Genomic DNA, 12,324 nt, shown 5'->3' with positions numbered 1-12,324 from the left:
ATTCTTATTTCTATAAAATATGCTTAAAAGGAGCGAAAACTTTATGAAATTTTCTTGCGATAAAATTTCATTATTAAATGCGGTAAATAAAGTTATAAAGGGGGTAACCCCCCGTACCACCCTGCCTATTCTCCAAGGAATACTTTTAACTGCAAAAGACAATAAATTAGTCATGTATTCAACAGATATGGAAATAGGTATTGAATGTAAAGTTGATGCTGAAATTGTCGAAGAGGGAAGTATTGTCGTGTCATCGAAAGTTTTCTCTGATCTCGTAAGAAAACTTCCAGAAGATACCATTTACTTTACAACTGACCAAGATTACGTAGTGAATATAAAGTGCGGATTATCAGAATTTACAATATCAGGTAATTCATCAGAAGAATTTCCTGATATACCGGAAGTTTTAAAAGAAATAACTTTTAGTATAAATCAAAATGTTTTAAAAGAAATGATTAAAATGACTTCATTTTGTGTTGCACAAGATATGACAAGACCTGTTTTAACAGGAATACTAATGGAGATAAGCAAAAATACGATAAATATGGTAGCACTAGATGGATACCGTATGGCAATAAAAAAATATATATCAGAAGATCTTTTGTTAAAAGGATTTGACGACTTTAGTGTTGTCATACCGGGTACGACTGCAAATGAGCTTGTTAGGATAATGGAAGATAATGATGATAATGTGTATGTGTCTTTTACAGGTAATCAGATTTTATTTGAAATTAATGATACAAAAGTTATATCAAAGCTTCTGGATGGGAATTATATGAATTATAAGGCAGTCATTCCAAAAGACTTTAAGTCGATAGTCATTATCAAAAAAGATGATTTAATAGGTGCCATAGATAGGGCATCGCTATTAGCTTCAAATAAAAGCAATTTGATAAAGTTCACTTTTAATGAAAGGGAACTTATTATATCGTCAAATTCAGAAAAGGGAAAGATGTCTGAACGAGTGAATATTGATATTGAAGGAAATCTGATAGAGATCGCATTTAACTCCAGGTATCTACTAGAAGCATTGAGGGTGATTGATTCTGAAAAAATTAAAATGAATATGATAAACAGCATTAACCCTATGATAATAACTCCTGTAGAAGATGATGATTATTTATACATGGTGTTGCCTGTAAAATTAAATGGTTAGTAATTGAAAGGATTAGATATTATGAAAGAGGTAAAAATTAACACGGATTATATTACACTTGATCAATTTTTGAAGTATGTAGGTATTGCAGAAACTGGTGGTAAAGGTAAACAGATGATATTAAATGGGCTTGTAAAAGTAAACGGCAATATTGAACTTAAAAGAGGCAAGAAGTTGCGCAGTGGTGATATTGTAGTTGTTAATGACCATGAATTTATAATTTTGTAATATATTACAATGTATTAAGATTATGTTATTTTCCATATAACGAAAGGATAAGGAATAAGTGTATTTGAAAGAGCTTACAATTGACAATTTTAAGAACTTAAAGCATCAAAAGGTAACATTCTCTGCTGGAACTAATGTAATATATGGAACAAATGCACAAGGTAAAAGTAATCTTTTAGAATGTATAAGGATCTTAAGCATTGGCAAATCGTTCAGAAATAGCAAAAACAAGGACATGGTAAACTTTAACAGTGATTACTATTATATGAAAGGTATATTTGATATAGACAATGAAGAAATAACAATTGAAACAGGTTATAAATTGAATCAAAACAGATTTTTTAAAGTGAACAACAATAAGATAAAAAGTATTTCAGAGCTTATTGGAGTTATACTTACAACAATTTTTTCTCCAGACGATTTAAACATTGTAAAAGGTAGTCCTTTTATAAGAAGACGGTACATGGACGCATCTATATCAATGATTAAAAGAAATTACCTTTACGATATTATACAGTACAACAAAGTTTTAGCAAATAGAAACAAAGTATTAAAAGATATAAAATTTAAAAGTGAAAATTTAAAGCTTCTGGATATAATGGATGAACAGCTTTCAATTTTTGGGTCTAAAATCATGATGTACAGGAAACAGTACGTCAATAATCTTAATTTAATTGTGAAAAAGATATTGCATGATATATCAAATGAAGAAGTTGAGATTTGCTACTGGAACAATGTTATGGATAAAATTGATGATATAAAGTACATAAAAGAATCACTAAGCAATAAGTTGAAATTAAATAGAGATATAGATATAAAATATGGCGATACTAAATACGGGCCTCATAGAGATGATATTAAAATATATGTAAATGGTCATGATTCCAGAATTTATGCATCGCAGGGACAGCAGAGGACAATTGCTTTATGTCTTAAACTAGCTGAACATGAAATGATAAAGTCTGAGAACCATGAAAATCCAATACTTTTACTTGATGATGTAATGTCAGAACTGGATTTAAATAGAAGAAGATATATTTTAAATAAAATTAGTGGTTGCCAGACATTTATAACACATACAGAAAAAGATGATATAAAAGGTGACAAATACTTTTTAATTTCAGATGGAGTAATAATGCCTGATTAAGGAGGAAATTATGTACGTTCATTTAGGTGGTAATGTTGTTGTACCTGACAACGAAATAATAGCGGTTTTTAATATTGATGTCAAACAGATGTCGAAAGATACTTGTGAATTTTTGAGAATAGCTGAAGAAGAAGGGTTTATTGTGAAGATATCAAAGGATAATTTAAAGTCTTTTGTGGTTACTGAGAGAGACAACAAAAGCATAATATACTTATCGCCAATTTCATCATATACAATAATAAAAAGAGCTTTAAAATATGAAGAATAAAAAATAGAGGTTATCCTCTATTTTTTTGCAAATCTTTTTATTATGGCATTTTGCGTTAGATGTTCAAAAGAGTCATCTAAAGGTTCTAGTTGATTTTTTCCGTATTTTCTGTCCAGTGCTTTTTTTATCAACATATCTGTAAATTCAGGGTTTTTAGGTAATACAGGTCCATGAAGATATGTCCCGAAGGTATTCTTATATACAGCACCTTCCATGCCGTCTTCACCATTATTTCCATTTCCATATATGACTCTTCCTAATGGTTTTACATTTTGTAGAAATGTTTTTCCAGAGTGATTTTCAAAACCAACCATTTTGAATGTTTTGCCATCAATGGTTGACTCTATTATTATGTTGTCAATCATTCTTTTGTTTCCTGCCACAGTGTATATGTCTAATGCACCTATGCCGGGGAGTTTATTTCCATCTGATGATAAATAATATTTACCCAGCAATTGATATCCACCGCATATACTGAGCAGAGTCAAACCATCCTCAATAGCGGACTTTAAATTTTTTGCCCTTTTTAGTGTTAAATCATCGCTGACTATTTTTTGTTCTCTGTCAGAACCTCCACCTAAAAATAATATGTCGATGTCTGTAAAATTTGTATTTGTATCGATAGTTATAGACTTTATTTCAGCGTCTATTCCTCTCCATTCACATCTTTTTTTAAGGGTTATTATGTTTCCTCTATCACCGTAAAGATTTAATAAATCAGGGTACATATGTCCAATTATTAATTTCATACTTTGACACCTCTTGACTTCATATAACTATTTACCTCATGCAGTGATGTATAATTAGGCAGTACTGCTATCAATTCTTCATTTGTAACAGTTGGGATGTAATCAAGGGCATTTTCTATGGAATTGATAATTTTTATCCTTTTTGGGTCTATACCAGCGTATTTTAGCCTCAATGCCATGTCTTCTGCTCTTAACCCTGATGTCACCACATGATTTATTTTTGCATGTGATACAAAGTTCTCCATATCCACATCCCAAAGCCATGATACATCTCTGCCGTCAGCGTAATTGTCATTTATGGCAATTAGGAGGTTTAAGGGTTTGTTTATTTCTCTTAGCATGTTTAAAGTGCTGTCAAAGCCTATTGGGTTTTTAATAAGGTTTATTATGGCTTTTTTGCCTTTTAAGTATGTTGTCTGCAATCTTCCTGCAATAGGCCTATAATTGTTTAATCCGGCTTGTATATAGCTTAAAGGAGTTCCTAAAAGTATATTTGTGGCTACAGATGACATTACATTGTATACATTATAAGCTCCAGTGAGATGGCTTTCTATGTTTATTATTTTATCTTTGTACTTAATTTTAAATGATATGCCATCTTCGGTAAGTTTGATATCTAGTGCACCAAAGTCTAAGTCAGGTCTTGATTTGCCGCATTTTGGGCAATAGTAATCTCCCAATTGTCCGTAAAAAACATCTTTGTACACGTATTTACCGCCGCATACAGGACAGTACTTTTGTTCAAATGCTGGTGAAAGGCTATATCCGTAGTTTAGCTTGTCTAAAATTCCATAGTACATGACATTTAAATTTAAATCATCACCTAGTGAAGCAGTGAAAGGTTCATCTGCATTTAAAAGAAGTATTGAATCTTTAGGAAGTCTATTTAAAGATTCTTTAACCTTTTTTATTGTGATGTCCAGCTCTCCATATCTATCAAGCTGGTCTCTAAAAAAGTTTGTAACTACGACTATCTTTGGATTAATATCATTCAAAACAAGAGGCATGTTTGCTTCATCGACTTCGAATACACCTGTGTCTTTTTTTATGTTTCCAAAAAAGTCGCTGTTTTTTATCAGTACTGTAGCAATACCGCTTAACATGTTTGCGCCTTCCCTGTTGTGTACAACTTTTTTACCTGATGATTTTAATATTTCTGCGATAAGTCCTGATGTTGTCGTTTTTCCATTTGTTCCTGTTACAACGACTTTTTCATTCTTTACACCTTTTACAATATCTTTTATTAGGTTAGGACTTATTTTAAGTGCAAGTTTTCCTGGTAGTGATGTACCGTTTTTTCCAGTTAATTTGCAACCTAATATGACAATTTTACCAAAGACAACACCGAGTAAATCCAATTTAACACCACCTTGATAATAACGCTCTTATTTTATTATATTTTAAGTATATTATAAAATCGTGTATTTATAAAATAAAAATATTTCATTTGATGATAAATTATTCATTATAAATTTGCATAAATTTGCCTAATACTGTGTTTCCTTGTATAAAAATCAAAAAAATGATACAATAAAACTATTGGAATTTAGTACGGAGGTATGAATATGGCAAAAGATGAAACATATGGTGCAAGTCAAATTCAAATTTTAGAAGGTCTTGAGGCTGTTAGAAAACGACCTGGAATGTATATAGGAAGTACCAGTAGCAGAGGACTTCACCATCTTGTATATGAAATAGTAGATAACAGCATTGATGAGGCATTAGCCGGATATTGTAAAAATATCGATGTTATAATTCATAAAGATAATTCTGTGTCAGTTATAGATGATGGAAGAGGTATACCTACAGATGTACATCCACAGACTGGTAAATCAGGTGTTGAAGTGGCACTTACTGTGCTTCATGCGGGTGGTAAGTTTAATAACGATGTGTATAAAGTTTCTGGTGGACTTCATGGTGTTGGATTATCAGTTGTAAATGCTCTATCTAAAGAATTAGAAGTTATTGTTAAGCAAAACGGCAAAGTGTATGAACAAAAATATGAAAGAGGAGTTCCTAAATCAGAACTTAAGATCATTGGTGACACGGATGAAACCGGTACGATGATAAGATTTAAGCCTGATGATGAAATTTTTGAGACCCTGGAATACGATTATGATGTATTATCTCAAAGATTAAGGGAATTATCGTTTTTAAATAAAGGCGTAAGAATTAGGCTTATGGATGAGAGAGATGGAAAGGAAGACGTATTCCATTATGAAGGTGGTATAGTAGAATTTGTTAAATATTTAAACAGAAATAAAGAAGTGCTACATCCTGAGCCTATTTACATGGAAAGTAAAAGTGATACTTATGAAGTAGAAGTTGCGATGCAGTATAATGATTCATATACAGAAAATATATTTAGCTTTGCCAATAATATTGATACCAGAGAAGGCGGTACTCATCTAGTAGGTTTTAAAGCAGCTTTAACAAAAGTTATAAATGATTATGCTAGAAAATTTAATTTCATAAAGGATAATGACAAAAACTTGCAAGGTGAAGATGTCAGGGAAGGATTAACGGCTATCATAAGCGTAAAACTTATGAATCCACAGTTTGAAGGGCAGACAAAGACTAAATTAGGTAATTCTGAAATGCGTTCAATAGTGGATTCTGTTGTAACAGAAAAACTCGCAGCATTTATGGAGGAAAATCCTTCTTTATCGAAGGTAATTCTTGAGAAAGCTACATCTGCTGCTAGGGCTAGAGAAGCTGCTAGAAAGGCTAGAGAACTTACAAGGAGAAAGTCAGCACTGGAATCTACTTCACTTCCTGGTAAATTAGCAGATTGTTCAGAAAAAGATGCATCAAAGTGTGAGCTTTACCTTGTAGAGGGTGATTCTGCAGGTGGTTCTGCAAAGATGGGAAGAGATAGCAGATATCAAGCAATACTTCCTCTTAGAGGTAAGATTTTAAATGTTGAAAAGGCAAGACTTGATAGAATTTTATCAAGCGATGAGATAAAAGCGATGATAACCGCTTTAGGTACCGGTATAGGAAGTGATTTTGATATTTCGAAGCTTAGATATCACAAAGTTGTGATTATGACAGATGCTGATGTAGACGGTAGCCATATAAGAACTTTACTTCTTACATTTTTCTACAGATTTATGAGACCATTAATAGAGAATGGAAATGTATATATAGCACAACCGCCCCTTTACAAAATAGAAAAGAATAAAAAAGTTTATTATGCTTATTCTGATAAAGAACTTGACAATATTTTAAAAGAAATTGGAAGGGAAAATTACAATGTACAGAGATACAAAGGTCTTGGCGAAATGGATGCTGAGCAGCTTTGGGATACTACAATGGATCCTGAAAAGAGGACAATGCTTAAAGTAAGCCTTGATGATGCAATTGCTGCAGACGAAATATTTACAATCTTGATGGGTGACAAAGTAGAGCCAAGGCGAGAATTTATTGAAAAATACGCAAAAACAGTTAGAAATCTTGATATATAGGCAGGTGTTTTAAGTGAGTGATAATAATACAAATAATGAAGAAATGAGAGTTATACCTGTAGATGTTGAAGATGAAATGAAAAAATCATTTATTGATTACGCTATGAGCGTCATTGTAAGCAGGGCTTTGCCTGATGTCAGGGATGGATTAAAGCCTGTTCACAGGAGAATTCTTTATGCTATGAATGGGCTTGGATTAACGCCTGATAAACCGTATAAAAAAAGTGTATCTGTCGTTGGAGAAGTTTTAGGAAAATACCATCCACATGGTGATGTAGCTGTTTATGATGCGATGGTAAGAATGGCACAAGATTTTTCCATGAGGGAGCCATTAGTTGATGGCCATGGAAACTTTGGAAGCATCGACGGAGATCCGGCTGCTGCTATGAGGTACACAGAGGCAAGGCTGTCGAAGATAGCGATAGAGATGCTTACTGATATCAATAAAGAAACTGTTGATTTTGTTCCAAACTTTGATGAAAATTTCAAAGAGCCTGTTGTACTACCATCAAGGTTTCCTAACCTATTGGTAAATGGATCACAAGGTATAGCTGTTGGCATGGCAACTAATATTCCTCCCCATAATTTAGGTGAAGTCATAGATGGTATAATAGCTTATATAGACAATCCTTACATCACTACAGATGAGCTTATGAAATATATTAAAGGACCTGACTTTCCAACAGGAGGCCTTATTGTTGGAAAAGATGGTATAAAGGATACGTATAAAACAGGTAGAGGCAAAATAATAGTTAGAGCAAAAGCAGAAATAGAGGAGCATAATGGCAGAAATAGAATTGTAATTACGGAAGTACCTTATATGGTAATAAAATCAAAACTGGTTGAAAAGATAGCAGAGCTAGTGAGAGATAAACATATCGAAGGTATATCTGATTTAAGAGATGAATCCGATAGAAATGGAATGAGAGTTGTCATCGAATTAAAGAGAGATGTAAATCCAAAGGTTGTTCTAAATAAACTTTACATGCATACTCAGATGCAGCAGACATTTGGAGCCATAATGTTGGCACTTGTAGATGGGGCTCCAAAGATACTGTCATTAAATCAGATCATAGAAAAGTATGTAGACCATCAAGTAGATGTTATTACAAGAAGGACAAGGTTTGAGCTTCAGAAAGCTGAAGAAAGAGCACATATATTAGAAGGGCTGAAGATAGCGTTAGATCATATAGATGAAGTTATAAATGTTATACGAAGCTCTAAAACAGAGCCTATAGCTAAGCAAAACTTGATGGAGAAGTTTGGGCTAAGTGATAAACAATCTCAGGCAATTGTTGATATGAGATTGGGGCGTTTAACTGGCCTTGAAAGGCAAAAGGTAGAAGATGAATTAAATGAACTGTATAGGAAAATCGGAGAACTGAAAGGCATATTAGCTGATGAAAAAAAGGTGCTGGAAATAATTAAAAAAGAACTTAAAGAAATAAAAGATAAATTTTCATCGGAAAGAAAGACTCATATAGTAGCAAAAGAAGATGAAATGGATATTGAAGATTTAGTTCAACTGGAAGATGCTGTTGTAACAATGACGCATTTTGGTTATATAAAGAGAATGCCGCTTGACGCATATAAATCTCAGAAGCGTGGAGGAAAAGGTATATCGGGTATATCCACGAGAGAAGACGACTTTGTAGAGAATGTCTTTACGACAACAACTCATGACAGGCTTTTGTTTTTTACAAATAAAGGAAAAGTATACAGCTTAAGAACTATAGATATACCTGAATCAGGAAGACAAGCAAAAGGGACGGCTATAGTTAATCTAATTCAAATAGATCAAGATGAAAAAGTAAATGCTGTAATACCAATAAGGAATTCCGTTAAAGCAAGATATGTAGTCATGTGTACAAAGAAGGGGATCATTAAAAAGACAGAAATAGATGATTTTCCTAAAATTAAAAAAAGCGGTAATACAGCTATTAAGCTTGACGATAGTGATGAACTTATAAATGTTATGCTTACGGATGGTAATAAGGAAATTATTATAGGTACAGCTAATGGTTTTTGCATTAGATTCCATGAAAATAATCTGAGACCTGTAGGAAGACAGGCAAGAGGTGTTATAGCTATATCTCTTAGAGATGATGATTATGTTGTAGAGATGGATCTTATAGACGAAGGCAGTGAGATATTGGTTGTAACTGAAAATGGTTATGGAAAAAGAAGCGATGCGAAAGAATACAGATTGCAGACAAGGGCTGGAAAAGGAATAATAGCTACAAAAATAACAAAAAAAACTGGAAAATTAGTTTCAATAATGTCTGTAAGTGAAAAAGATGAGCTTATGATAATTTCAGCTAATGGGATACTCATAAGGACGAAAATTGCTGATATATCTAAGATGCACAGGGATACGACTGGAGTTACGCTGATGAAACTCGATGATGGTGATAGAGTTGTTTCAACTGCAAAGATAGACAATGATGATGAGGAAGAGTAAAAATTTTGTTAAAAATTATTTTAACAAAAGAAGGAATTTTACTTAATGTCGAATATATGTTATGGTGATGAACTGTTAAAATTTTTCTAAGATGAACATGGATATAAAGGTCAGATCGAGATAACTGTAAAAGATGGAAAAATAACAGATGTTTTGTATAATGAAGTTGATAAAAATGGTAAGTTCAAAAGAGACGATGCTGATTATGCTTCAAAGATGAAAGCTAAAAATAATATAACTCCAAAAGAAGTAGATGAAAAATTGCGGCAGGAGTTAGTAGACAGTCGAGATACATCAAAAGTCGATACTGTTGCAGGTGCAATAGAATCATCAAAGACATTTAAAGAATTAGCAGAGCAAGCATTAAAAGATGCTAAAAAATAAAAAAAATCCCTCCACATGGAGGGATTTTTTTTATGGATCTACTTTTAATATACCTAGAGCTTTTTCAAGATCTATTATATGATTTTCTTCTTCTAAAGCTATATTTCTCAATTTTTGTCCTATATCAAATAATCCAAGGTTTTCTGCCTGTGATATTCTTTGATTGTATCCATTTAATGCATCATATTCATAATTTAAATCTTGATACAGCATTTCACGATTGTCAAGAGATGTTTGTCTTGGGTAAACTTCCACCGTGGGAATTCCCCCAAGGTATTGAATTATATCTGTCAGTATTACTGCATGTTCATGTTCATCTTTTGCATGTTCTAATATCTTATCTATCACTTCTACGTATTCTGCACCATGCAGCATGCTGGAATGTTGTATATATTGAATCATTGCTGCGTATTCTTTTGTTAAATCAGAGTTTAAGTTTGAAATCAGCTCTTTTTTATTTATCATATAATTTCACCTCTATGTAATCATATGTTGATATAAAAATTGTGTTACTAATATTAAAATTAAAAAAAGGTATTTTTTTACCTTAAAAATTAAAATTTTTTAATAAATGTAAACGATGATTTATTTAGAATTTACAAAAAATTAAGTTGACTTATTTTAAATAAGCTGATAGAATAACTATTAATTTCACCTATAATAATATTTAATCAGTTTAAAAGCGATGATGGAGAGGGGTATATGTATAAGCTACAGAGAGCCGGTGGTTGCTGCAAACCGGTGCGAATACATATATTAGATCGCTCCGGAGTAGTTAAGTTGAAGCTTTAGTAGGCTTAACCGTATGACCTGCGTTAAAGGTAAAGTATGATTACTTGCTGAGGCATTTTACCGTGAGGTAAATGTGAAATCAGGTGGTACCGCGAGGCAATCCTCGCCCTGAATATGGGCGAGGATTTTTTGTCATGTGAAGGGGGTGATATTATCATACACATTATATCTGTCTTAGTAAATAATCATTCTGGTGTTTTATCTCGGGTTGTAGGTCTTTTCTCGAGAAGAGGTTACAACATTGAAAGTCTTGCAGTTGGTACTACCGAGCAGAATGATCAATCTCGTATTACACTAACAGTCAATGGTGACGATTATGTAATAACACAGATAATAAGGCAGCTTAACAAGTTGTATGATGTCATTAAAGTTCAGGATGTTGGTAAATATCCCAATGTTTCAAGAGAACTTGTACTTGTAAAAGTGGAGATAAATTCAAATACACGAGATGACATCATGCATATAGTTGAAACCTTCAGGGGGAAAGTCATTGATATTTCGTTAAATTCAATCATCATTGAAATCACTGGTGACAGTGAAAAAGTAGAGGCATTTATAAAACTTATCAAACAATTTCAAGTCAGAGAACTTACAAGAACAGGTCTTATAACTTTAGAAAGAGAAAATAGAATTTTAAAAGAATATGAGGAGGAATTTTAAAATGGCAAGAATGTATTATGATGAGGATGCAGATTTAAATCTTTTGAAAGGCAAGAAAATTGCGATAATTGGCTATGGAAGCCAAGGCCATGCACATGCATTAAACTTAAAAGATTCAGGGCTTGATGTTGTTGTAGGTCTTTATGAAGGAAGCAAATCTGCTGAAAGGGCAAAAGAAAATGGACTTACAGTATTAAGTGTTGATGACGCGTGTGAAGCAGCGGATGTCATCATGATTTTAATACCTGATGAAAAGCAATCAAGGGTGTATAAAGAAAATATTGAAAAACATTTGAAACCAGGCAATGCTTTGGTATTTGCACATGGATTCAATATACACTTCCATCAGATAGTACCGCCAGAATATGTTGATGTGTTTATGGTTGCACCAAAGGGACCTGGGCATTTGGTAAGAAGAGTATTTACTGAGGGGAAAGGTGTACCAGATTTGGTTGCGGTGTATCAAAATTATACTGGAAAAGCTTTCGAACTTGCATTAGCTTATGCCAAAGGTATTGGTGGAACGAGAGCAGGTGTCTTGGAAACTACATTTAAAGAAGAGACGGAAACAGATCTTTTTGGAGAACAGGCTGTTTTGTGTGGTGGTGTTACAGAGCTTATGAAAGCTGGATTTGAAACATTGGTAGAAGCAGGATATCAACCTGAAATAGCGTACTTTGAGTGTATACATGAAATGAAGCTTATAGTGGATTTGATCTATGAAGGCGGATTCGCAAACATGAGGTATTCTATATCTGACACGGCAGAATACGGTGATTATGTTACAGGAAAGAGAATAATCACAAAAGATACTAGAAATGAAATGAAAGAAGTTTTGAAGGAAATACAGAATGGAGAGTTTGCGAAAAAATGGCTTTTAGAAAATGCGGTAGGAAGACCACAGTTTAACGCTGTAAGAGAAAAAGAAGCAAATCAACAGCTTGAGAAAGTAGGAAAAGAGCTCCGCGGAATGATGTCATGGCTTAAAAAGAAATAAAGAGGGGGCTTGTAT

General features: G+C 33.0%; 11 protein-coding genes, 1 pseudogene and 1 other annotated feature. Of the genes and pseudogenes, 9 read left to right on the top strand and 3 right to left on the bottom strand.

The annotated features are described in order from the left end of the window. Nucleotides 1-43 precede the first annotated feature (43 nt). The 4 genes from dnaN to remB are packed head-to-tail and all read left to right on the top strand — an operon-like array spanning nt 44 to nt 2,799. A complete protein-coding gene (gene dnaN, locus Q2T46_RS08555; protein WP_303263350.1) occupies nt 44-1,156 on the top strand; it encodes a DNA polymerase III subunit beta in 1,113 nt (370 codons plus the stop codon). A 21-nt stretch (nt 1,157-1,177) separates the two neighbouring features. Then, a complete protein-coding gene (locus Q2T46_RS08550; protein WP_303263352.1) occupies nt 1,178-1,384 on the top strand; it encodes an RNA-binding S4 domain-containing protein in 207 nt (68 codons plus the stop codon). A gap of 58 nt (nt 1,385-1,442) precedes the next feature. Further along, complete coding sequence (gene recF, locus Q2T46_RS08545; RefSeq protein WP_303263353.1) at nt 1,443-2,531, top strand: DNA replication/repair protein RecF; 1,089 nt, start codon at nt 1,443-1,445, stop codon at nt 2,529-2,531. Between the two features lie 10 nt (nt 2,532-2,541). After that, complete coding sequence (gene remB / locus Q2T46_RS08540) at nt 2,542-2,799, top strand: extracellular matrix regulator RemB (protein WP_303263354.1); 258 nt, start codon at nt 2,542-2,544, stop codon at nt 2,797-2,799. A 17-nt stretch (nt 2,800-2,816) separates the two neighbouring features. Here remB and Q2T46_RS08535 read toward each other — a convergent pair whose 3' ends face one another. Together Q2T46_RS08535 and Q2T46_RS08530 are read right to left on the bottom strand one after the other, a co-directional pair. Next, nucleotides 2,817-3,548, bottom strand: coding sequence for a type 1 glutamine amidotransferase (locus tag Q2T46_RS08535; protein WP_303263355.1), 732 nt, complete (start codon nt 3,546-3,548; stop codon nt 2,817-2,819). Continuing rightward, complete coding sequence (locus tag Q2T46_RS08530) at nt 3,545-4,906, bottom strand: Mur ligase family protein (protein ID WP_303263356.1); 1,362 nt, start codon at nt 4,904-4,906, stop codon at nt 3,545-3,547. The genes Q2T46_RS08535 and Q2T46_RS08530 overlap by 4 nt, the downstream gene beginning before the upstream one ends. Before the next feature lie 207 nt (nt 4,907-5,113). Between Q2T46_RS08530 and gyrB the strand changes: the two genes are divergently transcribed. The 3 genes and pseudogenes from gyrB to Q2T46_RS08515 form a co-directional block, all read left to right on the top strand. After that, nucleotides 5,114-7,015, top strand: a complete 1,902-nt coding sequence (gene gyrB / locus Q2T46_RS08525; protein WP_303263358.1) for a DNA topoisomerase (ATP-hydrolyzing) subunit B — start codon at nt 5,114-5,116, stop codon at nt 7,013-7,015. A gap of 43 nt (nt 7,016-7,058) precedes the next feature. Then, nucleotides 7,059-9,476 (top strand): DNA gyrase subunit A, encoded by a 2,418-nt coding sequence (gyrA, locus tag Q2T46_RS08520; protein ID WP_303265785.1) that lies wholly within the window; start codon nt 7,059-7,061, stop codon nt 9,474-9,476. A gap of 90 nt (nt 9,477-9,566) precedes the next feature. After that, nucleotides 9,567-9,860: pseudogene (locus Q2T46_RS08515) on the top strand (FMN-binding protein); the annotation flags it as partial. Nucleotides 9,861-9,890: 30 nt separating this feature from the next. Here the strand turns inward: Q2T46_RS08515 and Q2T46_RS08510 are convergent. Then, nucleotides 9,891-10,325: a bacterioferritin gene (locus Q2T46_RS08510; protein ID WP_303263359.1), complete on the bottom strand. Its 435-nt coding sequence runs from the start codon at nt 10,323-10,325 to the stop codon at nt 9,891-9,893. A 211-nt stretch (nt 10,326-10,536) separates the two neighbouring features. Beyond that, nucleotides 10,537-10,766, top strand: a binding site (T-box leader). Nucleotides 10,767-10,808: 42 nt separating this feature from the next. Here Q2T46_RS08510 and ilvN point away from each other — a divergent pair. Together ilvN and ilvC are read left to right on the top strand one after the other, a co-directional pair. Further along, entirely contained in the window at nt 10,809-11,312 is a 504-nt protein-coding gene (gene ilvN, locus Q2T46_RS08505) for an acetolactate synthase small subunit (RefSeq protein ID WP_303265786.1), read from the top strand. A 1-nt stretch (nt 11,313) separates the two neighbouring features. Further along, the gene (gene ilvC / locus Q2T46_RS08500; protein ID WP_209453927.1) at nt 11,314-12,309 is read left to right on the top strand and encodes a ketol-acid reductoisomerase; all 996 of its coding nucleotides are present in this window, start codon (nt 11,314-11,316) and stop codon (nt 12,307-12,309) included. The last annotated feature ends 15 nt before the right edge of the window (nt 12,310-12,324 follow it).

Source organism: Thermoanaerobacterium sp. CMT5567-10 (assembly GCF_030534315.2).
In the GTDB taxonomy this organism is placed as follows: domain Bacteria; phylum Bacillota; class Thermoanaerobacteria; order Thermoanaerobacterales; family Thermoanaerobacteraceae; genus Thermoanaerobacterium.
This window is presented reverse-complemented; position numbering and strand designations above follow the sequence as displayed.

Coding starts and splice junctions, on each gene's coding strand:
- dnaN (WP_303263350.1), top strand. CDS start 44: ATGAAATTTTCTTGCGATAAAATTTCATTATTAAATGCGGTAAATAAA.
- Q2T46_RS08550 (WP_303263352.1), top strand. CDS start 1,178: ATGAAAGAGGTAAAAATTAACACGGATTATATTACACTTGATCAATTT.
- remB (WP_303263354.1), top strand. CDS start 2,542: ATGTACGTTCATTTAGGTGGTAATGTTGTTGTACCTGACAACGAAATA.
- Q2T46_RS08535 (WP_303263355.1), bottom strand. CDS start 3,548: ATGAAATTAATAATTGGACATATGTACCCTGATTTATTAAATCTTTAC.
- gyrB (WP_303263358.1), top strand. CDS start 5,114: ATGGCAAAAGATGAAACATATGGTGCAAGTCAAATTCAAATTTTAGAA.
- gyrA (WP_303265785.1), top strand. CDS start 7,059: ATGAGAGTTATACCTGTAGATGTTGAAGATGAAATGAAAAAATCATTT.
- Q2T46_RS08510 (WP_303263359.1), bottom strand. CDS start 10,325: ATGATAAATAAAAAAGAGCTGATTTCAAACTTAAACTCTGATTTAACA.
- ilvC (WP_209453927.1), top strand. CDS start 11,314: ATGGCAAGAATGTATTATGATGAGGATGCAGATTTAAATCTTTTGAAA.